The following is a 21,674-nucleotide window of genomic DNA, read 5'->3' as shown; positions in this document are numbered from 1 at the left end:
GCCGGGAAGGGGATGCCATGGCCGAGCCACTGAAACAGCAGATCGCCGAGGCCTTCGTCGAGCCCGCCTGCGAGACCAACCGGGCCAAATCGGAAGCCGCCCGCAAGAAGGGCTGCGCCAAGCCGCTGATGCCGGGGGCGGCGGCGGGGGGCTGCGCCTTCGACGGGGCGATGATCGCGCTGCAGCCGATCGTGGATGTGGCGCATCTGGTGCATGCGCCCCTGGCCTGCGCCGGAAACGGCTGGGACAACCGCGGCTCGGCCTCGTCGGGGTCGCAGCTCTACCGCAAGGGGTTCACCACCGATCTGACCGAGCTCGACATCGTGATGGGGGAGGGGGAGAAGAAGCTCTACCGCGCCATCCGCGAGGTGATCGAGGCGGAGCATCCGGCGGCGGTCTTCGTCTATGCCACCTGCGTGCCCGCGCTGATCGGCGACGATATCGCCGCCGTCTGCAAGGTCGCCGCCATGCGCTTCGGCACGCCGGTGATCCCGATCAACGCGCCGGGCTATGTCGGCTCGAAGAACCTGGGCAACAAGCTGGGGGCGGCGGCGCTCATCGAGCATGTGGTGGGCACGATGGAGCCCGAGGCGCCGGGGCCGACGGACATCAACATCATCGGCGACTTCAACCTGTCGGGCGAGCTGTGGCAGGTGACGCCGCTTCTGGACCGGCTGGGCGTGCGGGTGCTGGGCAGCGTGTCGGGCGATGCGCGGTATCGCCAGATCGCCATGATGCACCGGGCGCGGGTGACGATGGTCGTCTGCTCGCATGCCTTCCTGCCGATGGCGCGCAAGCTGGAGGAGCGCTGGGGCATCCCGTATTTCGAGGGGTCGTTCTACGGCATCTCGGACACGTCGGCAGCGCTGCGCCGGCTTTGCGCGCTGCTGGTGGAGCGGGGGGCGCCGGAGGATCTGCTGGCGCGCTGCGAAGCGCTGATCGCGGAGGAGGAGGCGAAGGCCCGGGCGGCGCTGGCGCCCTACCGCGCGCGGGTCGAGGGCAAGCGGGTGCTGCTCTACACCGGGGGGCACAAGACCTGGTCGGTGGTCTCGGCGCTGCAGGAGCTGGGGATGGAGGTGGTCGGCACCTCGACGCGCAAGGCGACCGAGGAGGACAAGGGCCGGGTGGTGGAGATCATGGGCGACGAGCGCCACATGTTCGACAACATGGCCCCGCGCGAGATGTATACGCTGCTGCGCGAGGCTAGGGCCGATGTGCTGATGTCGGGCGGGCGGTCGCAGTTCGTGGCGCTGAAGGCCCGGGTGCCCTGGGTCGATGTGAATCAGGAGAAGCACGAGCCCTATGCGGGGTATGTGGGGATGGTCGATCTGGTGCGCGCCATCGACCGTTCGGTGAACAACCCGATGTGGGCGGCGCTGCGCGCCCCGGCGCCCTGGGAGGCGGGGGCGGTTGTGGCCGCTGTCGCGCCGCTGGTGCTGGCGGCCGTGCCCTCGTCGAAAACCGATTTCGAGGATTGCTGATGGCGAAGCTCATCCACCCGCGCCGCGCGCTGTCGACCAACCCGCTGAAGACCTCGGCCCCTCTGGGGGCGGCGATGGCCTATCTCGGGATCGAGGGGGCGATCCCGCTGTTTCATGGCGCGCAGGGCTGCACCGCCTTCGCCATGGTGCATCTGGTGCGGCATTTCCGCGAGGCGATCCCGCTGCAGACCACGGCGATGAACGAGATCTCGGCGATCCTCGGCGGGGGCGAGCAGATCGAGGAGGCGATCGAGACCCTCAGGAAGCGCGCCAAGCCGAAGTTCATCGGCATCGCCTCGACCGCGCTGGTCGAGACGCGGGGCGAGGATGTGGCGGGCGAGCTGCGCGAGATGCTGCTGCGGCGGAGCGATTTCGCCGGGACGGCGGTGGTCTATGCCGCGACGCCGGATTTCACGGGCGGGCTGGAGGATGGCTGGGCGCGGGCGGTGGAGGCGATCATCGCGGCACTGGTGCCGGAGGGCGGGCCGGTGCTGCCGGGGCAGGTGAACCTGCTGGCGGGCAGCCACCTGACGCCTGCCGATGTGGAGGAGGTGGCGGGGATGGTGCGGGCCTTCGGGCTGGCGCCGATCGTGCTGCCCGACATTTCGGCCTCGCTCGACGGGCATCTGTCGGAGGATTGGGCCGGGCATTCGCTGGGCGGCACGGGGCTCGCCGATATCGCCCGCATGGGGCGGAGCGTGGCGACGCTGGCCATCGGCGAGGCGATGCGGCCTGCCGCCGAGATGCTGGCGGCGAAGGGCGTGCCGGCGGAGGTCTTCGGCTCGGTGACCGGGCTTGCGGAGGTGGATCGCTTCGTCGCGGCGCTGATGCGGCTGTCCGGGCGGGAGGCGCCGGCGGTGCTAAGGCGCGACCGGGCGCGGCTGGCCGACACGATGCTCGACACGCATTTCCAGACCGGGGGCCTGCGGGTCGCGCTGGGCGCCGAGCCGGATCTGGCGGTGAGCCTCGGCGGGGCGCTGGTGGGGATGGGGGCCGAGATCGTCGCCGTCGTCACCACCTCGGGGCTTTCGCCCGCGGCGGAGCGGATTCCGGCAGCCGAGGTGATCCTGGGCGATCTGGGCGATCTGGAGCGCGGGGCGGAAGCCGCGCGGGCGCAGATCCTGCTGACGCATTCGCATGGGCGGATGATGGCGGAGAAGCTGCATCTGCCGCATGTCCGCTGCGGCTTTCCGGTCTTCGACCGGATCGGCGCGCAGGATGTTTGCCGCGCCGGCTACCGGGGCACGCGCGCCTTTCTCTACGAGGTCGCCAACGCGATGCTCGGCCAGCTGCACCGTCCGCGTCCCGAGGATTTCGGGGCCTCCCGCCCGCCGATGGAGTTCGACCATGCCCCCCCGCCGCCTGCGTCTCATTGAACCGGAGCCAACCATGACCGACCCTGCCGACACCCCGCTGAAGATCGCCATCGCCACCAACGATCTGGAAACCCTGAACGCCCATTTCGGCTCGGCCCGCAGCTTCGCGATCTGGGAGGTCTCGGCCAGCGCGGCGCGCTTCGTCGAGGCGATCGGCTTCGAGGCGACGGCGCAGAGTGGCAAGCATGACGATCTCGACGACAAGATCACGCCCAAGGTGGCGGCGCTGGAGGGTTGCGCGCTTCTGTTCGTGCTGGCCATCGGCGGGCCGGCGGCGGCCAAGGTGGTGCGGGCCGGGGTGCATCCGATCAAGCGCAAGGACCCCGAGAGCATCGCATCGGTCGTTGAGCAGGTGCAGGTCATGCTGCGCGGCAACCCGCCGCCCTTTTTGCGCAAGGCGCTGGGGCGCGGCGCGGCGAGCTTTGTCGAGGAGGATGCGATTTGAGCGATCTGGCAACGGAGGTGCGCGGCGGGATCTATCCGCAGAGCGAGTATCTGGCGCAGCTGGCCGCGGTGATCCGGGCGCAGGACAGCTATGGCACATGGGACGGCAAGACCGATGCCGATCTTCTGGCCGATTACATCGTGACGGCGGAGGAGCGGCGGGACATGCCGATCATCGCCGATCCGGAGCCGGAGGTGCTGGACCGGATCGAGAAGTTCTACGACGCCATCGGCCTGTTGCTGGAGAAGCGCAGCGGCATCATGGCGGCGCAGATGAGCAGGATCAGCCATGAGGGCTTCGGCCGGGTGGTGCTGATCGCCGGGCGGCTGGTGGTAATCTCGAAACACCTGCGCGACGTGCACCGCTTCGGTTTCACCAGCTTTGAAAAGCTGGCCGAGGCGGGCGAGAAGCTGACCGCCGAGGCGGCGGCGATGATCGCCGCCCATCCCGATGCGGCGCGGGCCTGAAAGGACAAGCCATGTATCTGACAGCCAGAACCCGGGGCGGCACGGAATACATTCCGAAGTTCCTGACCGCGATCAATGCCGCGACCTGCATCGGCTGCGGGCGCTGCTACAAGGTCTGCGCCCAGGGGGTGATGACGCTGCGAGGGGTGAACGAGGAAGGCGAGCTGGTCGAGGTGTCGGAGGATGACGACGACGACGATGACGAGATCCTGCGCAAGGTGATGGTCATGGTGGATGCCGACGCTTGCATCGGCTGCGGCGCCTGCAACCGGGTCTGCCCGAAGGACTGCCAGACCCATGAACGCGTCGAGGCCTGACCCGCTGCCCGGGGCGGTCGAGGCCGACCGGGCGGATTTCATGGCGATGCTCGACCATGCCCGGCGGGAATCCCTCGCCGGGAAGGGCGCGTTGTCCGATCTGCTAGGGCTGACCCCGGCGGAGCTTTTGCGGCTGGCGGCGAAGTGGCATCCGGAGTTTGTGTTGCCCGCCGCGCTGCCGAAACGCGGGCCTGTGCCGCAGGATCAGGAGGATCTGGCGCTGCTGTTGCTGTGGCGCGGCGGCTCGGGGCGGGAGGAGGCGCAATGGCTGGCGCAGATCCTCGCGCGACGGGCGATGGAGCCGAGCCATCTGTGGGAAGACCTCGGGTTGCCGTCGCGGGCGCATCTGGGGGCGCTGATGCAGCGGCATTTCCCGCGCCTGCATGCGGCCAACACGCGCAACATGCGCTGGAAGCGGTTCTTCTATCGCCAGATCTGCAACGACGCGGGCGGGACCATGTGCCTTGCGCCGAATTGCGACGGTTGCGCCGAGAAGGCGCTGTGCTTCGGCCCGGAGACCAGCGGCGTGGCCCGCGCGGAGACCGTGTAACAAACCCGCCAATGTCGGCTTTTCCGTATGACGACATTGCGACAGCCGCCTCGCCAAAACCTTGAGTTTCCACAAGATCGGAACTTGGCACGGCTCGTGCTTCTCCCCCGGCAGGACCACTCGCCCCGAGGAGAGACCGATGATCGAACTCACCCCAGCTGCCCGCGACGCGATCCGCGGAGCCATCGAAGGCGCCGCCCAGCCGGTGATCGGCCTGCGCGTCATGGTGCAGACCGGCGGCTGCGCGGGGATGAAATACGGCATGTCGCTGGAGCTGGCGCCCTCGGCGGACGACCGGGTGATCGAGAGCGACGGGGTGACGGTGCTGATCGACCCCGAGAGCGCCGTGCATCTGACGGGCGTCACCATCGATTTCGTGCATGGCGTCGATCAGTCCGGCTTCGTCTTCGACAACCCCAATGCGACCGGCGGCTGCGGCTGCGGCAAATCCTTCTGCTGAGGCGCGCCATGCTCGATTACACCGATCAGCTCAGGGACCATTTCTTCAACCCGCGCAACGCGGGCGTGCTGGAGGCGGCCAATGCGGTGGGCGAGGCGGGCTCGCTGGCCGAGGGCAATGCGATCCGGCTGATGCTGCGGATCGACGCCGCGACGCGGATCATCGAGGCGGCGCGGTTCCAGGCCTTCGGCGGGCCGGCCATCGCCGCCTGTTCGGTGCTGACCGAGCTGGTCGAGGGGCGCACCGTTAACGCGGCGCTGCGGCTGACCGGGGCGGATATCGATGCGGCGCTGGGGGGGCTGGGCGAGCGGCGGCACTGTGCCGATCTCGGGCAGCAGGCGTTGCAGGCGGCGCTGGCGCAGTTTCTCGGCGTCGATCCGCCGGCGCCGAAGCCGGTTGTGCCGGCAGCCGAAGTGAAGATCCTCGCGCCGAAGCATGAGTCGCGGCCGAAGGTTGCGCGGGAGGTGCCGCTGTCGCCCGCCGAGGAGGCGGAGGTGATCGCCTCGGTGATCGAGGCGGTGCGCCCGAACCTGCGGGCCGATGGCGGGGATGTGACGCTTCTGTGCGTCGAGGGCAGCATCGTGCGGGTGCATCTGACCGGCAACTGTTCGGGCTGCCAGCTGGCGGCGCTGACGCTGGGCGGGTTGCAGAAGCGGCTGGCAGATGCGCTGGGCCGCCCGATCCGGGTGGTTCCGGGGGCGGCGGCGCCTCTGGTCAGGATTGCGGGGGTGGGCCGGTGACGGGGGTCTATCTCGACAACAACGCGACGACTCGGGTTGCGCCGCAGGTGCTGGCGCGGATGCTGCCCTTCTTCACCGAGGAGTTCGGCAATCCCTCGTCGCTGCACCGCTTCGGCAAGGCCCCAGCGCTGGCAGTGGCCGAGGCGCGGCGCGCGGTGCAGGCGCTGGTGGGGGCGGTCGATCCGTCGGAGATCGTCTTCACCTCGGGCGGCACGGAAGCCAATGCCATGGCGATCCACGCAGGCCTCGCCGCCGATCCGGCGCGGCGCGAGATCGTCACCTCGGCGGTGGAGCATCCGGCAATCCTCGCGCTTTGCGCCCGACTGGTGCAGGAGGGGGGGACGGTGCATCTGATCCCGGTGGACCGCTTCGGTCGGCTGGATCTCGACGCCTATCGCGCGGCGGTGGGGCCGCAGACGGCGCTGGTGTCGCTGATGTGGGCCAACAACGAGACCGGGACGGTGTTTCCGGTGGAGGGATTGGCCGAGATCGCCCGCGCGGCGGGGGCGCTGTTCCACACCGACGCGGTGCAGGCGGCGGGCAAGCTGCCGATCTCGCTGCGCGGGACGGATATCGACATGCTGTCGCTCTCGGCGCACAAGCTGCACGGGCCGAAGGGGATCGGCGCGCTGTATGTGCGGAAGGGCGTGCCGTTCCAGCCGTTGCTGCGCGGCGGCAAGCAGGAGCGCGGGCGGCGGGCCGGGACCGAGAACACGCCGGGCATCGTCGGCTTTGGCGCGGCGGCGGAGCTGGCGCTGCGGGCCGACCTCTCCGGCATGGCGGCGCTGCGCGACGAGCTGGAGCGGGGCATCCTCGCCCGGGTGCCGAAATGCGCGGCGTTGGGCGACGTTCTGGACCGGCTGCCCAACACCTCCTGCGTCGCCTTCGACTTCATCGAGGGCGAGGCGATCCTGATGATGCTGGACCGCGCCGGGATTGCGGTGTCCTCGGGGGCGGCCTGCGCCTCGGGGGCGATCGAACCGAGCCATGTGATGCGGGCGATGAAGGTGCCCTTCACCGCGGCGCATGGGGCGATCCGCTTCTCGCTGTCGCGCGAGACCACGGCGGCGGAGATCCGGCAGGTGCTGGAGGCGCTGCCGCCCATCGTCGGGCAGCTGCGGGCGCTGTCGCCCTTCGGCGCCGATCTGGACACGCTGGTTCCGGGGAGGCTGCAATGAGCCGCCCGCAGGCCTCGACCGGGTTCGAGAGGCGGGCGCCGCTGGCGCCGGTGGTGCTGTGCGACACGACGCTGCGCGATGGCGAGCAGACGGCGGGGGTGGCCTTCACCCGGGCGGAGAAGCTGGCGATCGCGCTGGCGCTGGAAGCCTGCGGCTTGACCGAGATCGAGGTCGGCGTGCCGGCGATGGGCGAGGCGGAACGGGCTGATATTCGCGCGGTCGCCGCCCGGCTGACCACGGCGGCGCCGGTGGTCTGGTGCCGGCTGCGCGCCGAGGATCTGGCGGCGGGGCAGGCGACGGGGGTGCGGCGGCTGCACATCGGGGTGCCGGTGTCGGAGCGGCAGATCACGGCGAAGCTGGGGGTGGATGCCGACTGGGTGCGGCGGCGGGTGGCGGAGCTGGTGCGCGCGGCGACCTGGGCCGGGCATCAGGTGTCGGTCGGGGCCGAGGATGCCTCGCGCGCCGATCCATTCTTTCTGGCCGAGATCGCCCATATCGCCGCCGAGGCCGGGGCGATCCGCTTCCGGCTGGCCGACACGCTGGGCGTGCTGGACCCTTTCGCGGCGCATGATCTGGTGGCGGGGCTGGTGTTGCGCACGACGCTGCCGGTGGAGTTCCACGCGCATGACGATCTGGGGATGGCCACGGCCAACAGCGTCGCCGCGGCGCGGGCGGGGGCCACGCATCTGTCGGTGACGGTGAACGGGCTGGGCGAGCGGGCGGGCAATGCCGCGCTGGAACAGGTCGCGGCGGCGATGGAGGCGCAGGGGCGGCCGACCGGCATCGCGCTCGACCGGCTCTGCGCGCTGTCGGCGCTGGTCGCCGGAGCTTCGGGGCGGGTGCTGCCGGTGGACAAGCCGATCGTCGGCGCGGGGGTCTTCACCCACGAGTCGGGCATCCATGTCGACGGGCTGCTGAAGGACCGAGCCACCTACGAGAGCGCCGCGCTGCGCCCCGAGCGGTTCGGGCGGGCGCATCGCATCGCGCTGGGAAAACATTCGGCGGCCTCGGGGCTGGCGCGGGCGCTGGCCGAGGCGGGGCTGCCTTCGGACCGCGCGACGGCGGAGGCGCTGCTGCCTGCGCTGCGCACGTTCGCGGAAACGGCGAAACGCTCGGCGGGGCCCGAGGATCTGGCGGAATTGCTGGCACAGAGCGAGGTGACGAGATGACGGATGCGACGACGACAAGACCCAGCGTATCGGAGCGCCTGCGCGCGCTGTCCTCGGCGGAGGATATGTTCACCTATCTGCTGCTGCCCTGGCGGCAGGAGGTGCTGGATGTCTCGCGCCTGCACATCATGAAGCGGGCGGGGCAGTATCTGGCGAAGATCGACTTCGCCGCGCTGGACGAGGACGAGGGCTTCCTGCGCGCCCGGGCCGCGATGAAGCAGGCCTATCAGGATTTCCTCGAAAGCACGCCGCAGCAGGAGAAGCTGTTCAAGGTCTTCGCCCGCCCCGCCCGCAGCTTCGTGCCGCTTGCCGGCATCCGCACCGCAGACTGACAGAAAGGAGCCCGATCCATGGACGAGCCGATCATCGAGGGGCTGGACCCGCCGCCGCCCGCGCCCACGGGCCTGAACATCCTCGTCTGCATCAAGCAGGTGCCGGATTCGGCGCAGATCCGGGTGCATCCGGTGACCAACACCATCATGCGGCAGGGCGTGCCGACGATCATCAACCCCTATGACCTCTTCGCGCTGGAGGAGGCGATGCGGCTCCGGGACGAATACGGCGGGCAGGTGACCGTGCTCTGCATGGGGCCGCCGATGGCCGAGGACGCCCTGCGCCGCGCGCTGGGGCTGGGGGCGGATCGCGCGGTGCTGATCACCGACCGGCGCTTTGCCGGGTCGGACACGCTGGCCACGTCCTTCGCCCTGGCGACGGCGCTGGGCAAGATCGCGGAAGAGCGGGCGATCGACATCGTCTTCACCGGCAAGCAGACCATCGACGGCGATACCGCGCAGGTCGGCCCCGGCATCGCCCGGCGGATGGGGCTGAACCAGCTGACCTATGTCAGCGCCATCGACTCGCTCGACATGGGCCGCCGCTCCATCGTGGTGCGGCGGCGGTCGGAGGGGGGCGTGCAGGTGCTGCGCTCGGCGCTGCCGTGCCTCATCACCATGCTGGAGGACAGCAACGTTGTCCGGCGGGGCTCGATCCAGGACATGCTGCGCGCCGCCCGGGCGCCCGTCACCATCTGGTCGGCGGAGGAGGCCGGGGTGGAGGACCCGCTGAAATGCGGGCTGCGCGGCTCGCCCACCGTGGTCAAGCGCGTCTTCGCCCCCAGCCCGCGCGAGGAGAGCGCCGAGATGGTGACGGTGGAAGGCAAGGACCCCGCGCGGATCGGCGAAGCGATCATCGACCTGATCTTTGCCCGCGACCCGAAACTCGAGGTGGCGCTGACCGCCACCGCTTCCTGAAAGGAGACGCGAGATGACAGAACCCGCCAAACCCGCCGCAGCTGGCCGCGCCTCGATGAAGAAGGAACTGCCGGAGCGGTTCAAGGACTACAAGAACGTCTGGGTCGTGGTCGAGATCGAGCGCGGCCGGGTGCATCCGGTGTCCTGGGAGCTGATGGGCGAGGGGCGCAAGCTGGCCGACCGTCTGGGCGTGCAGCTCTGCGCCGTGGTGCTGGGGCCGAAGGCGGCCTCGACCAAGGCGGCGGTGAAGCAGACCTACCACTACGGCGCGGATGTCTGCTACATCTGCGAGGATGCGGCGCTGACCGATTACCGCAACGCGCCCTATACCGAGATCCTGACCGATCTGGTGAACAAGCATAAGCCGGAAATCCTGCTGCTGGGGGCAACGCCTCTGGGCCGCGACCTTGCCGGGTCGGTGGCGACGACGCTGGGCACCGGGCTGACGGCGGATTCGACCGAGCTTCGGATCGACGACGACAATTCGCTGGCCGCGACGCGCCCGACCTTCGGCGGCACGCTGCTTTGCACGATCTACACGCTGAACTTCCGCCCGCAGATGGCGACGGTGCGCCCGCGCGTCTTTGCCATGCCCGAGGCCGACACGACGCGCGCCGGGCGGATGGTCTGGGAATCGCTTCGGATGAAGGAAGAGGACATCGTGACGAAGATCCTCGAATTCGTGGCCGACAATACCTCGTCCGAAGCGAACCTCGCCTATGCCGATATCGTGGTGGCGGGCGGGATGGGGCTGCAGAACGAGGCCAACTTCCGCCATGTGAAGCGGTTGGCGCAGGTGCTGGGCGGCGATTACGGCTGCTCGCGCCCCGTGGTGCAGAAGGGCTGGCTGCCCGCCGAGCGGCAGATCGGCCAGACCGGCAACACCATCCGGCCGAGGCTCTACATCGCCGCCGGGATTTCCGGCGCGATCCAGCACCGGGTGGGGGTGGAAGGCGCGGATCTGATCGTGGCGATCAACACCGATCCCGATGCCAAGATCTTCGAGTTCGCCCATCTGGGCGTGGTGGCCGATGCGCTGACGGTTCTGCCGGCGCTTTCCGATGCCTTTGCCCGGCGGCTGCGCGCCCCGGCCCTGGCCAGCTGAGGAGGGACAGATGTCAGAGCATTTCGATGCCATCGTGGTCGGCGCCGGGCCTTCGGGCAATGCCTGCGCCTACACGATGGCCAAGGCCGGGATGAACGTGCTGCAGATCGACCGGGGGGAATATCCCGGCTCGAAGAACGTGCAGGGGGCGATCCTCTATTCCGACGCGCTTGAGCGGATCATCCCGGATTTCCGCGACTCGGCCCCGCTGGAGCGGCATGTTTCCGAACTGCGGTTTTGGATGCTGTCGGAGACCTCGAACACCTCCGCCTCGCATCGCAACGACGGGTTCGAGGATGGCAAGCCCGACCGCTACACCATCCTGCGGGCGCCCTTCGACAAGTGGTTCTCGAAGAAGGTGCGCGAGGCGGGGGCGGTGCTGATCACCGAGACGACGGTGGTCGATCTGGTGAAGAACGACAAGGGCAAGGTGATCGGCGTGCTGACCGACCGCGAGGGCGGGCCGATCTATGCCGATGTGGTGGTGCTGGCCGAGGGGGTGAACGGCGTCGTCGGGCAGCGGGCGAAGCTGCGGCCCGAGCTGAAGCCGCAGCATGTGGCGCTGGCGGTGAAGGAGACGCATTTCTTCCCCGAGGAGGTGATCCGCGAACGCTTCAACCTGCAGGGCGAGGACGACGGCGTGGTGATCGAGGTTCTGGGCTCGGTTACTTCCGGGATGGTGGGGACGGCGTTCCTCTATACGAACAAAGAGTCGATATCTATCGGTGTCGGTTGCCTGCTGGCCGATTTCGCCAAGACCAAGATCCCGCCCTACGAGCTCCTGGACCGTTTCAAGCGGCATCCGGCGGTGGTGCCGCTGCTGCGCGGCGGCGAGATGAAGGAATATGTGGCGCACCTGATCCCGGAGGGCGGCTATGACGCCATTCCGAACCTGACGGGCGACGGCTGGGTGATCGTCGGCGATGCCGGGCAGTTCGTGAACGCGGTGCATCGCGAGGGGTCGAACCTTGCCATGACCACGGGGCGGCTGGCGGGGGAGTGCCTGGCCGAGCTGAAGGCGCAGGGGCTGGCCCCGACCAACGACAACCTCAAGCTGTTCCGCGACCGGCTGGGCGAGAGCTTCGTGATGAAGGACATGAAGAAATACCGCAAGGTGCCGCATCTTCTGGAGAAGAACCGCCAGCTCTTCGCCACCTATCCGCGGGCGATCAATCAGGTGATGCAGGCCTATTTCCGCGTCGATGGCATGGACAAGCGCAGCAAGGAAGGCATCGCGCTGCGCAACGTCGCCAAGGCGCGCGGCGGCTGGTGGAGCGTGGCGACGGATCTGGTCAAGGTGGCGAGGGCATGGAGATGAGCGACAAGCAGGACGCGGCGGAAGGCGGCAGGATGGAGGAGCGGCTCTACCAGAACCGCTATCAGGTCGACGAGGGCCGCCCACATGTGAAGATCCACCCGCAGGCCGAGGATTCGCCGGAGCTGCAGGCGCTGATGGCGATCTGCCCGGCGGGCTGCTACCGGCCGACCGAGAACGGGCGGGTGGAGGTGGTGGCGGATGGCTGCATGGAGTGCGGCTCCTGCCGGATCGTCTGTCAGGAAACCGGCGAGATCGAATGGGCCTATCCGCGCGGCGGCTACGGCATCCTGTTCAAGTTCGGCTGAGCGACAGGCTTGCCCCTGCGACGTCCTGCGGAGGGCGTCGCCTCTCCGCTTCATGGTAGGATCGCGTCATGGACATGATGCACATCCAGCGTCAGACGACCGGGCTCGCCATGACCCAGCGGATGCAGGCCTCGCTGCGCATCCTGCAGATGACCAATGCCGATCTGTGCGACTATCTGGCGGCAGAGGCGCTGGGGAACCCGTGCCTCGATGTGCGGCTGCCCGAGAGCGGCTCAGCCGGGCTGGCGCCGCCGGCGCGGGCGGGGTCGGTGCAGGCGGGAGCCGACCGGGACGAGTTTGCGCGGATCGAGGCGGCGCCGGTCAGTCTGGAAGCGCATGTGCTGGCGCAGATCGACACGGGCTTCTTCGGCGACGACCGGCGCATCGCGCTGGCCTTCGCCGAGGCGCTGGAGCCGTCGGGCTGGCTGGGCGAGACGGTCGCCGAGGTCGCCGCGCGCTGCCGGGTCGAGGAGGCAGAGGCAGCGGCGGTGCTGGAGCATCTGCAGCGCTTCGATCCGCCCGGGCTCTTCGCCCGCGATCTGGCGGAGTGCCTGACGCTGCAGGCGCGCGACCGCGATCTGCTGACCTGGGAGATGCAGACGATCCTCGGCCATCTCGATCTGCTGGCGGCGGGGCGCTTTGCCGAGCTGGCCCGGCTCTGCGATGCCGAGGAGGCCGATATCCGCGCGGCGCTGGCGCTGATCCGCAGCTTCCAGCCGAAGCCGGGCGAGGGCTTCGCCAGCGACCGCCCGCCGATCCAGCCGCCTGACCTGCGGGTGATCCGCGGGCCCCTCGGCTGGGAGGTGGAGCTGAACCGCTCGCAACTGCCGCGGCTGAGGGTGAGTGCTGCGGGTGTGGCCGACCCGGCGGCGCAGGTCTGGCTCGCACGGGCGGAAAGCGCGGCGCGCTGGCTGCAGCGGGCGGTGGAGCGGCGGCAGAGCACGCTGCTGCGCACGGCGGGCTGTCTCGTCGCGCATCAGACGGCCTTTCTGGAGCAGGGCGCACGGCAGCTTTTGCCACTGTCGATGGAGGAGGTGGCGGCGGAGCTGTCGCTGCACCCTTCCACCATCAGCCGCGCCACCGCCGCCCGGCTGATCGAGACGCCGCGCGGGCTGATCCCGCTGCGCGCCTTCTTCAGCCGCTCGGTGGTGGCGGAAGGCCCTGCCGCGCCACAGTCGCAGGATGCGCTGATCGCGCTGGTGGGCGAGATCGTCGCCGCCGAGGACCGCCGCAAGCCGCTGAGCGACGACGCGATCGTCAAGCGCGCGCGCGAGGCGGGCGCGGTGCTGGCGCGGCGCACGGTGACGAAATACCGCGAGGCGCTGGGCATCCCCTCGTCCTACGAGCGCCGCCAGCCGGAGAGGGTCTAGAGCCCGAGCAGCCGCGCGGTGCCCGCATCGGGCCTGCCGTCGAACCAGCGCCCGAGCGCCATGCGGAAGGGGGTGTAGGGGCCGGGATCAGCTTGCGCGAAGAGGCTCATGCAGGAGTGGAACTTCAGGTCGTCGGGCGTGCCGAACATGTCGGTCACCGAGGCCGGATCGCGCGACAGCACCGTCTCGGTCGCGAGCTCCAGCCGCCGCCCGAGCATCGGATGGGCGATATAGGCCCGCGCCTCCTCCAGCGAGGCGAGGCCGAAGCGCTGCGCCGTCTCGGACCGGCCGAGGCCGCGCAGCTGCGGGAAGACGAACCACATCCAGTGGCCCTGCTTGCGCCCCGCCTGCAGCTCGGTCATCGCGGCCTCATAGGCGGTCCATTGCGCCTTGACGAAGCGCTGCAGGTCATGGGGGTCGTTGCCGGACATCTCAGCCGCCTTCAAGGGCCGAGGTTTCGGCCAGATGCATCATCACCGCGACATAGAAGATCACCGTCGCGATCAGGACGAAGACATGCCAGATCGTGTTGTGGAACGGAAGCCGGTCGAGCAGGAAGAACCCCGTGCCGATGGTGTAAAGCACCCCGCCTGCGGCGATCAGCCCCAGCACCGTGCCGGAATAGCCCGCGAACACCGGCCAGCCGAAGGCCGCCCCGGCCCAGCCCATCGCCAGATAGAGGCTGACCGCCAGCCAGCGGAACCGGTCGGGCGAGAGCACCCGCAGCGCCATGCCGCAGACCGCCGCCGCCCAAAGCGCGGCCATGAGGGCGAGCCCCTGACCCGAGAGCAGCACGAAGGCCGAAAAGGTGCCGGCGATCTTGGCGTAGATCGCCGAATGGTCGAGCCGCTTCCACAGCACCGACCAGCCCGGGGCGTCGACCATGTTGCACAGCGCGGAGAACAGGATCATCGCGATCAGGGTGACGCCATAGATCACCGCCGCCGTGATCGCCGCACCGTCGCCGCGCCAGATCACGGCGAGCACGACCAGCGCCGGGACCGCCAGCAGCGCCGCGGCGAGGCCGGAGACATGCACGGCCGCATCCGAAAGGCGTTCGGCCCGACTGTATCCGGCGCGGGGAGGCAGAAATCTTTGCATGAACCGAATGTAGGGTGGAATCCGGCGGCGGCACCACCTGACCTTCCGGATAATTGCAGGAACCCGTCGCATCGTGCCGCCGCCCGCGGGAACCCGGGGCGGGCCGGGCGGCTTGTGGCTTCGGGGACAAGCGATGGAGGCGCCGCGATGCCGAGAGCGATCTGGAAAGGCTATCTGAAGGTCGGCGAACTGGTCTGCCCGGTGGCGCTCTATGCGGCAGCCTCGACAGCGGAGCGCGTGAGCTTTCACACGATCAACCGCAAGACCGGGCATCGCGTGCACCGCGACTTCGTCGATTCCGAGAGCGGCAAGCCGGTGGCCAGGGAAGATCAGGCCAAGGGCTACGAGGTGGCCGCGGACGAATACATCCTGCTCACGCCCGAGGACATCGCCGGGGCGATCCCCGAGTCGGACAAGACGCTGGCGGTGCAGAGCTTCATCGGCTGCGCGGCGGTGGATGCGGTCTATTTCGACAAGCCCTATTACATCGGCCCTGCCGACCCCGAGGCCGAGGAGAGCTTCGTGCTGCTGCGCGAGGGGATGCGGGCGAAGAAGGTGGCGGCGCTGGCGCAGACCGTGCTGTTCCGCCGGCTGCGCACCCTGCTGATCCGGCCGCATGACGACGGGCTGGTGGGAACCACGCTGAACTTCGACTACGAGGTGCGCTCGGCGGAGGAGGCCTTTGCCGAGGCGCCGAAGATGAAGATCAAGGGCGAGATGCTGGATCTGGCCAAGCATATCATCCAGACCAAGGCGGGCACTTTCGATCCGACCGGCTTCGACGACCGCTATGACGCGGCGTTGGCGGAGCTGGTGCAGGCCAAGCTTGAGGGGCGCAAGCTGACGCCGAAGCCCGCGCCGAAGGCATCGGAGCCGGGCGACCTGCTGGCGGCGCTGCGCGAGAGCGCGGGGAAGAAGACGCCGGCGCGGAAGGCGGCGAAGCCGAAGGCCAAGCCGGCGGCTGCGGCGCGGCGCAAGGCGGGGTGAGGGCGACGGATCTTCTGCGAAGATCCGGGGAGGTCGCGTTTTCTGCGAAAACGCTGGCAGGGATCTTTCGCAGAAAGATCGTGGCGCAGGGCTTTCGCAGAAAGCCCGTTTCGCAAGGGTCAGGATTTTTTGTTCAGGCTCTGGCGCAGCGCGTCCATGATGTTGACCACATTGCCCGAACTTGGCGCGCCCTTGCGCGGGGCGGCGACCGTCTTCTTCGACTTGCGCTTCTTCGCGATCATCTCGAGCAGGTTGTCCTGCACCGGGTCCTCGACCAGCTTCGGATCCCATTCCGCCGTGCGCTCGTCGATCAGGGATTTCACCAGCGTCATCAGCTTCGCCTCGGGCTTGGCGCTGCCGAGCTTGCCGAAATAGGCATCTGCCTTGCGCACCTCGTCGCCGTAGCGCAGCGTCCAGAGCACGATGCCGTCGCCGCGCGGGGCGAGCATCACCGCACGTTCGCGCCCGCCCATCACCAGCCGCGAGATGCCGACCCGGCCGGTCGCCGCCATCGCCTCGCGGATCACCGCGAAGGCCTCCTCTCCCACGGCGTCGGAGGGCAGCAGGTAATGCGGCTTGTCGTAGAAGATCCAGCCGATCGTCTCGGCCTCGACGAAGGTCTCGATGTCGATGGTGCGGGTGCTGTCGAGGGCGACGCTGTCGAGGTCTTCCTCCTCGAGGATGACATGCTCGTCCTCGCCGCGCGGATAACCCTTGGTCAGGTCGTCATCGGCCACCGGCTTGCCGGTCACCGCATCGACATAGCGGCTGGCGACCGGATGGCCGGATTTCGCGTTCATCGTGCGGAAGCGGACGCGCTCGCTCTCGGTCGTGGCGGGCATCATCGTCACCGGGCAGGTGACGAGCGAGAGCTTGAGATAGCCCTTCCAGAAGCTGCGCGGCGGCATGGCGGTCTCCGATCCCCGGGCCTTGTCAATGCGGCAGGGCGCGGCGTGGTTCCGCGGCGATAGGCCGCAGGCTTGCCTTGACGGGGCCGGCTCCGCGGCTAGTTACCCGGCAAAGCGACCTCAGGAGGCAGCCATGATAAAACTCGGTGTGAACGGCAAGGAGGTCACGCTCGACCTCGATCCCGAGACCCCGCTGCTCTGGGCGCTGCGCGACGAGCTGCGCCTGACGGGCACGAAATTCGGCTGCGGCGTGGCGCAATGCGGCGCCTGCACGGTGATGCTGGACGGCATGCCGCGCCGGTCCTGCGTGACGCCGATCGGCAGCATCGACGGGTCGGAGGTGACCACCATCGAAGGGATGGAAGGGCCGGAGATCGAGGCGGTGCAGGCGGCCTGGGCGGCGCTCGACGTGCCGCAATGCGGCTGGTGCCAGTCGGGGCAGGTGATGTCGGCGACGGCGCTGCTGCAGCTGGTGTCCAACCCGACCGACGAGGACATCGACAATGCGATGAACGGCAATGTCTGCCGCTGCGCCACCTATGTCCGGATCCGGCAGGCGATCCATGACGCCGCCAAGACTCTGGAGGGCTGAGCCATGACCCATGTGTCCCCCCAACTTTCCCGGCGTGGTTTCCTCGCAGGAACCGCGGGCTTCACCCTCGCGCTGACGCTGCCGCTCGGTGGCGCGCGGGCGCAGAGCGCCGCTGCCAGCGGCAGTGCGCCCTTCGCGCCGAACGCCTTCGTCCGCATCGCCAGCGACGATACGGTGACGGTGATGATCAAGCATCTGGAGATGGGGCAGGGGCCCTATACCGGGCTTGCCACGCTGGTGGCCGAGGAACTCGACGCCGACTGGAGCCAGATGCGCGCCGAAGGGGCGCCGGGCAACGACGCGCTCTATGCGAACCTCTTGTTCGGGGCGCAGGGCACCGGCGGGTCCACCGCCATGGCCAACAGCTACATGCAGATGCGCAAGGCCGGGGCCGCGGCCCGGGCGATGCTGGTCGAGGCGGCGGCCGCCGAATGGGGCGTGCCGGCGGAGGAGATCACCGTCAGCGCCGGCAAGGTTGCGCATCCGAGCGGCAAGTCCTCGGGCTTCGGCGCTCTGGCGGCGACGGCTGCCGGGATGGCCGTGCCGGAAGATCCGCCGGTGAAGGACCCCAAGGATTTCGTGCTGATCGGCACCGACCGGCCGAAGCTAGACAGCGTGGCCAAAGCCAATGGCACCGCGGGCTTCACCATGGACGTCTACCGCGAGGGCATGCTGACCGTGGTGGTCGCGCGTGCGCCGAAGTTCGGCGCCAAGCTGCGCAGCGTGGACGATGCGGCGGCGCTGCAGGTCAAGGGCGTGGAGATGGTGCGGGAGATCTCCTCGGGGGTTGCAGTCTATGCCACCGGCACCTTCGCGGCGCTGAAGGGCCGGGATGCGCTGGTGCTGGAGTGGGACGAGAGCGGCGCCGAGACGCGCAGCTCGGCGCAGATGCTGCAGGATCTGTCCGATGCGGCCAAGGCGGGCGGCGCGATGGTCGAGGAGGCCGGCGATGCCGGGGCGATCGACGGCGCGGCCGAGGTGCTGGAGGCCGAGTTCCGCTTCCCCTATCTCGCCCATGCGCCGATGGAGCCGCTGGATGCGGTGATCGAGACCAAGGAGGGCAAGGCCGAGATGTGGTTCGGCAGCCAGTTCCCCTCCTTCGACAAGCCGACGGCGGCGGGCGTGCTGGGGATGAAGCCTGAGGATGTGCAGATCAACGTGCTTCTGGCGGGCGGCTCCTTCGGGCGGCGGGCGCAGGGCTCGGCGCATCTGGCCAAGGAAGTGGCCGAGGTCGCAAAGGCGGCGGGGCGCGACGGGGTGTTCAAGCTGGTCTGGACCCGCGAGGACGATCTGCAGGGCGGCTACTACCGCCCGGCGACGGTGCACCGGCTGCGCGCCGGGATCGATGCCGAGGGGCGGATCGTCGGCTGGGAAAACGCGGTGGCGAACCAGTCGATCATGGCGGGCACGCCGATGGAAGGCATGATGCAGAACGGGCTGGATCCGACCTCCTACGAGGGGTCGAACGACCTGCCCTATGACGTGGGGGCGCGCAGGATCACCTGGGCGCGGGTGGACAGCCCGGTGCCGGTGCTCTGGTGGCGCTCGGTCGGGCATACCCACACCGCCTATGCGGTGGAGGTCTTCCTCGACGAGGTGCTGGAGAAGGCCGGCAAGGACCCGGTGCAGGGGCGGCTCGACCTGATGCTGCCCGAGGCCACGCGGCAGCGGGCCGTGCTGGAGAAGGTGGCGGAGATCGCCAATTGGTCCGGGCGCAGGGCCGAGGGCAAGGGCTATGGCGTGGCGCTGGCCAAGAGCTTCGGCACCTATGTCGCGCAGATCCTCGAGGTCGAGGATCGCAACGGTTTCCCGCATGTGACGCAGGTCTGGTGCGCGGTGGATTGCGGCGTGGCGGTGAACCCCAACGTGATCCGGGCGCAGATGGAGGGCGGCATCGGCTATGCGCTCGGCACGGCGCTCTTCAACGAGATCACGCTGGGCGAAGGCGGCGGCGTGGAGCAGCACAACTTCGACGGCTACCGGATGCTGCGGATCAGCGAGATGCCGAAGGTGGAGGTGGCGATCCTCCAGAGCGGCGAAGACCCGACCGGGGTCGGAGAGCCGGGTGTGCCGCCTCTGGCCCCCGCGCTCGCCAATGCCTGGCGCGCGCTGACCGGGCAGACGGTTCACCAGCTTCCCTTCTCCACCCTGACCGCTTGAAGGGATAGACCCATGCGTATCATGCTTGCCGCGGCGCTTGCCGCTTTCGTGTCGCCTGCCGCCGCCCAGGTTTTGCGCGGCCCGGGTGATTTTTCCGGGATCGCCGACCAAACCGAACGCTCGGTTGCGCTGTTCGAGGAGATGGGCAAGGTGCTGACCCATCCGCGCTGCCTGAACTGCCATCCGGTGAACGGCGGGCCGACCCAAGGCGACGACATGCAGCCGCACGAGCCGCCCGTCGTACGCGGCGTGGCCGATTTCGGCGCGCCGGGGATGAACTGCGCCACCTGCCACAGCGCCGAGAACGTGGAGTTCGTCGGCTCGCCGGGCAGCATCCCGGGGCATGAGCCCTGGGCGCTGGCGCCCTTGAGCATGGGCTGGGTGGGGCTGAGCCTTGGCGAGATCTGCGCGCAGATCAAGGATCCTGAGCGCAATGGCGGCAAGGATCTGGAGGCGCTGCACGAGCACAATGCCGAGGATGGGCTGGTCGGCTGGGGCTGGGAGCCGGGCGAGGGTCGCACGCCCGCGCCGGGCTCGCAGGAGCTGTTCGGCGAACTGACCCGCGCCTGGATCGACACGGGCTCCGCCTGCCCGAGCTGAGGCAGGCTTTTCGGGCTTGACCCGCTGCCGCACCCGAGGGCGCGGCAGTTTCCGTTCAGGGGGTTCAGCGCAGCCGCGCCAGCATTTCCAGCGAGGGCTCGCCGGTCGGGGTCATGCCATTGGCGCGCTGCCAGGCGGAGATCGCCTCGCGGCTTTTCGGGCCGATGACCCCGTCGCTGCCGCCGGTGTCGAAGCCCGCGGCGGTCAGGCGGCGCTGCAGATCCTGCCGGTCAGGCTTGGTCATGCCGCGCGCATCCGGCGGGAAGGAGCCGCGGATCGCCGGGCCGCCGCGCAGCAGGTCCGACAGATGCCCGACGCCGATCACGTAATTCTCCGCGTTGTTGTAGCGGGTGATGACGGTGAAGTTGCGGAACACCATGAAGGCCGGGCCGGAGAGCCCCATCGGCGCGAGGATCGAAGCCGGGCCGTGGTTCGGCACCACCCGCCCGTCCATGTCGCGCACCCCCGCCGCCGCCCAGTCCGAGGGGCTGCGGGTTGTGCTGCGTCCGAGCGGGCCGGAGAAGCCCTGTGGCAGCCGCACCTCGACGCCCCAGGGCTGGCCATGGGTCCAGCCCGAGCGCGCGAGATAGGCGGCGGTGGAGGCCAGCGCGTCGGTCGGATCCTCCGACCAGATGTCGCGCCGGCCGTCGCCGCGGAAATCCACCGCATAGGCGAGGTAGGAGGTCGGGATGAACTGGGTATGGCCCATCGCCCCGGCCCAACTGCCGGTCATGCCCTGCGGGCTCACGTCGCCGTTCTGCAGGATCTTCAGCGCGGCGATCAGCTGGCTTTCGAAGAAGGCGCCGCGCCGGCCCTCGAAGGCCAGCGTCGACAGCGCCGAGATCACCGGCACCGTGCCGCGCCGTTCGCCATAGAAGCTCTCCAGCCCCCAGACGGCGCAGACCACCTGCGATTCCACGCCATAGCGCGCCTCGATCTCGGCCAGAACGCCGCGCTGGCGGGCATAGGCGGCGCGGCCCTTGCCGACCCGCTCGTCCGAGGCGGCGATGGCGAGGTAATCCTCCAGCGTGCGGGTGAATTCGGTCTGGTTGCGGTCGCGCTCGATCACGCCGGGCAGGAAGCCCGCGCTACGGAAGGCGCTGTCGATGGTCGAGACCGCGATGCCGCTGGCTGCCGCGCGGCCGCGGAAGCCCGCCACCCAGGCGTCATAGGCCGCATTCGGCACCGCCCGCATCGCCGGCTCGGCGGGGCGGGGCGCGAAGCCCGAGCCGCCGCCGGAACAGGCGGCGAGCGCCGTGGCCGATATGCCGAAGAGAACTGCCCGTCGCGTTGCCTGCATCTGCCTGCCCCCTTTTCTGGATGTTTGCCCCACCCTAGCGGATCGGGCCGAAACGGCAATGCACGGGCAGGCGGGGGGCGGCCGCATCGGCGGTCTTCCGACGCAGGCAGGCGATGCTGCGGATGCAACATGGCGTAACTTCTCTGTATGATCGGCCGCAACAGCAGGCCGCGACGTTGCGGATTTACTTAACCTTAGGTTGATATTGAGCTTGACCTGCCGCATGGTCTCCTCAGCAAAACCGCGAAGAATCTGGTGTTTTCATCAAGATAGTTCGCGAATTGCACGAAAAAGCGGCGAAGCCTTTTGTCAGTCAGATAATATTTGCGGTCTCGTCATAATGGCGACAATGCAATCCGGCTAGTCTGGCAAGTATCAGTATGGATGGCGAACATGTTTCTGGTTCCTGGTCTTATCGGTGTGGTGGCAAGTCTGGCAGCGGCGCTGCTGCTGGTGGCGACACAGCGTTTTCACGGTCATCTGAGCCTTGATGAT

Annotated in this window: 24 protein-coding genes; 20 read left to right on the top strand and 4 right to left on the bottom strand. The window is 69.1% G+C overall.

The features are described from left to right. The first annotated feature begins 17 nt into the window (after positions 1-17). The 16 genes from nifE to rpoN all read left to right on the top strand — a co-directional run bounded on the left by nifE (position 18) and on the right by rpoN (position 13,531). Positions 18-1,481, top strand: a complete 1,464-nt coding sequence (gene nifE / locus C5F48_RS03440; RefSeq protein WP_107662508.1) for a nitrogenase iron-molybdenum cofactor biosynthesis protein NifE — start codon at positions 18-20, stop codon at positions 1,479-1,481. Next, on the top strand, positions 1,481-2,857 hold the full coding sequence (nifN, locus tag C5F48_RS03435) for a nitrogenase iron-molybdenum cofactor biosynthesis protein NifN (RefSeq protein ID WP_107662507.1): 1,377 nt from the start codon (positions 1,481-1,483) through the stop codon (positions 2,855-2,857). Before nifE ends, nifN begins: the two co-directional genes overlap by 1 nt. A gap of 13 nt (positions 2,858-2,870) precedes the next feature. Beyond that, positions 2,871-3,302, top strand: a complete 432-nt coding sequence (nifX, locus tag C5F48_RS03430) for a nitrogen fixation protein NifX (RefSeq protein ID WP_170139714.1) — start codon at positions 2,871-2,873, stop codon at positions 3,300-3,302. Continuing rightward, positions 3,299-3,769 (top strand): NifX-associated nitrogen fixation protein, encoded by a 471-nt coding sequence (locus C5F48_RS03425; protein WP_107662505.1) that lies wholly within the window; start codon positions 3,299-3,301, stop codon positions 3,767-3,769. The genes nifX and C5F48_RS03425 overlap by 4 nt, the downstream gene beginning before the upstream one ends. 11 nt (positions 3,770-3,780) lie before the next feature. Further along, on the top strand, positions 3,781-4,086 hold the full coding sequence (fdxB, locus tag C5F48_RS03420) for a ferredoxin III, nif-specific (protein ID WP_107662504.1): 306 nt from the start codon (positions 3,781-3,783) through the stop codon (positions 4,084-4,086). Further along, positions 4,067-4,636, top strand: a complete 570-nt coding sequence (locus tag C5F48_RS03415) for a nitrogen fixation protein NifQ (RefSeq protein ID WP_107662503.1) — start codon at positions 4,067-4,069, stop codon at positions 4,634-4,636. The genes fdxB and C5F48_RS03415 overlap by 20 nt, the downstream gene beginning before the upstream one ends. A gap of 139 nt (positions 4,637-4,775) precedes the next feature. After that, entirely contained in the window at positions 4,776-5,096 is a 321-nt protein-coding gene (locus C5F48_RS03410; protein ID WP_107662502.1) for a HesB/IscA family protein, read from the top strand. Positions 5,097-5,104: 8 nt separating this feature from the next. Then, entirely contained in the window at positions 5,105-5,836 is a 732-nt protein-coding gene (locus tag C5F48_RS03405; RefSeq protein ID WP_107662501.1) for an iron-sulfur cluster assembly scaffold protein, read from the top strand. Then, a complete protein-coding gene (gene nifS / locus C5F48_RS03400) occupies positions 5,833-7,014 on the top strand; it encodes a cysteine desulfurase NifS (protein ID WP_107662500.1) in 1,182 nt (393 codons plus the stop codon). Before C5F48_RS03405 ends, nifS begins: the two co-directional genes overlap by 4 nt. Further along, positions 7,011-8,183 (top strand): homocitrate synthase, encoded by a 1,173-nt coding sequence (gene nifV / locus C5F48_RS03395; protein WP_107662499.1) that lies wholly within the window; start codon positions 7,011-7,013, stop codon positions 8,181-8,183. Before nifS ends, nifV begins: the two co-directional genes overlap by 4 nt. Continuing rightward, positions 8,180-8,515, top strand: coding sequence for a nitrogenase-stabilizing/protective protein NifW (gene nifW / locus C5F48_RS03390; protein WP_107662498.1), 336 nt, complete (start codon positions 8,180-8,182; stop codon positions 8,513-8,515). The genes nifV and nifW overlap by 4 nt, the downstream gene beginning before the upstream one ends. Before the next feature lie 18 nt (positions 8,516-8,533). Further along, positions 8,534-9,433: an electron transfer flavoprotein subunit beta/FixA family protein gene (locus C5F48_RS03385; protein WP_211314664.1), complete on the top strand. Its 900-nt coding sequence runs from the start codon at positions 8,534-8,536 to the stop codon at positions 9,431-9,433. A gap of 13 nt (positions 9,434-9,446) precedes the next feature. Next, positions 9,447-10,538, top strand: coding sequence for an electron transfer flavoprotein subunit alpha/FixB family protein (locus C5F48_RS03380; RefSeq protein WP_107662497.1), 1,092 nt, complete (start codon positions 9,447-9,449; stop codon positions 10,536-10,538). Positions 10,539-10,548: 10 nt separating this feature from the next. Continuing rightward, a complete protein-coding gene (locus tag C5F48_RS03375; RefSeq protein ID WP_107662496.1) occupies positions 10,549-11,856 on the top strand; it encodes an FAD-dependent monooxygenase in 1,308 nt (435 codons plus the stop codon). After that, entirely contained in the window at positions 11,847-12,161 is a 315-nt protein-coding gene (locus C5F48_RS03370; protein ID WP_245941489.1) for a ferredoxin family protein, read from the top strand. The genes C5F48_RS03375 and C5F48_RS03370 overlap by 10 nt, the downstream gene beginning before the upstream one ends. Positions 12,162-12,229: 68 nt before the next feature. Then, positions 12,230-13,531, top strand: a complete 1,302-nt coding sequence (rpoN, locus tag C5F48_RS03365) for an RNA polymerase factor sigma-54 (RefSeq protein WP_107662495.1) — start codon at positions 12,230-12,232, stop codon at positions 13,529-13,531. Here the strand turns inward: rpoN and C5F48_RS03360 are convergent. Both C5F48_RS03360 and trhA read right to left on the bottom strand, forming a co-directional pair. Then, positions 13,528-13,962 (bottom strand): DUF1810 domain-containing protein, encoded by a 435-nt coding sequence (locus tag C5F48_RS03360; RefSeq protein ID WP_107662494.1) that lies wholly within the window; start codon positions 13,960-13,962, stop codon positions 13,528-13,530. The two genes, rpoN and C5F48_RS03360, sit on opposite strands and share 4 nt — an antisense overlap. Position 13,963: 1 nt before the next feature. Beyond that, positions 13,964-14,632, bottom strand: a complete 669-nt coding sequence (gene trhA, locus C5F48_RS03355) for a PAQR family membrane homeostasis protein TrhA (RefSeq protein ID WP_107662493.1) — start codon at positions 14,630-14,632, stop codon at positions 13,964-13,966. Between the two features lie 147 nt (positions 14,633-14,779). Here trhA and ku (C5F48_RS03350) point away from each other — a divergent pair, with 147 nt between their 5' ends. After that, positions 14,780-15,619 carry a non-homologous end joining protein Ku gene (gene ku / locus C5F48_RS03350; RefSeq protein ID WP_107662492.1) on the top strand — a complete coding sequence of 280 codons (840 nt, stop codon included), beginning with the start codon at positions 14,780-14,782 and terminating at the stop codon, positions 15,617-15,619. A 119-nt stretch (positions 15,620-15,738) separates the two neighbouring features. On the opposite strand, the gene ku (C5F48_RS03345) is transcribed toward ku (C5F48_RS03350), so the two are convergent. Beyond that, on the bottom strand, positions 15,739-16,527 hold the full coding sequence (ku, locus tag C5F48_RS03345; RefSeq protein ID WP_107662491.1) for a non-homologous end joining protein Ku: 789 nt from the start codon (positions 16,525-16,527) through the stop codon (positions 15,739-15,741). Positions 16,528-16,660: 133 nt separating this feature from the next. Between ku (C5F48_RS03345) and C5F48_RS03340 the strand changes: the two genes are divergently transcribed. The 3 genes from C5F48_RS03340 to C5F48_RS03330 are packed head-to-tail and all read left to right on the top strand — an operon-like array spanning position 16,661 to position 19,879. Then, on the top strand, positions 16,661-17,119 hold the full coding sequence (locus tag C5F48_RS03340; RefSeq protein WP_107662490.1) for a (2Fe-2S)-binding protein: 459 nt from the start codon (positions 16,661-16,663) through the stop codon (positions 17,117-17,119). Positions 17,120-17,122: 3 nt separating this feature from the next. Then, positions 17,123-19,279 carry a xanthine dehydrogenase family protein molybdopterin-binding subunit gene (locus tag C5F48_RS03335; protein ID WP_107662489.1) on the top strand — a complete coding sequence of 719 codons (2,157 nt, stop codon included), beginning with the start codon at positions 17,123-17,125 and terminating at the stop codon, positions 19,277-19,279. Positions 19,280-19,291: 12 nt separating this feature from the next. Further along, positions 19,292-19,879, top strand: a complete 588-nt coding sequence (locus tag C5F48_RS03330; RefSeq protein ID WP_107662488.1) for an Isoquinoline 1-oxidoreductase subunit — start codon at positions 19,292-19,294, stop codon at positions 19,877-19,879. Positions 19,880-19,943: 64 nt separating this feature from the next. Here the strand turns inward: C5F48_RS03330 and C5F48_RS03325 are convergent, their stop codons facing one another. Beyond that, complete coding sequence (locus C5F48_RS03325) at positions 19,944-21,179, bottom strand: lytic murein transglycosylase (protein ID WP_107662487.1); 1,236 nt, start codon at positions 21,177-21,179, stop codon at positions 19,944-19,946. Between the last annotated feature and the right edge of the window lie 495 nt (positions 21,180-21,674).

Source organism: Cereibacter changlensis JA139 (assembly GCF_003034985.1).
Classification (GTDB): Bacteria; Pseudomonadota; Alphaproteobacteria; order Rhodobacterales; family Rhodobacteraceae; genus Cereibacter; species Cereibacter changlensis.
The sequence above is the reverse complement of the archived record's forward strand: the minus strand, read 5'-3'. Positions and strand labels throughout refer to the sequence as shown.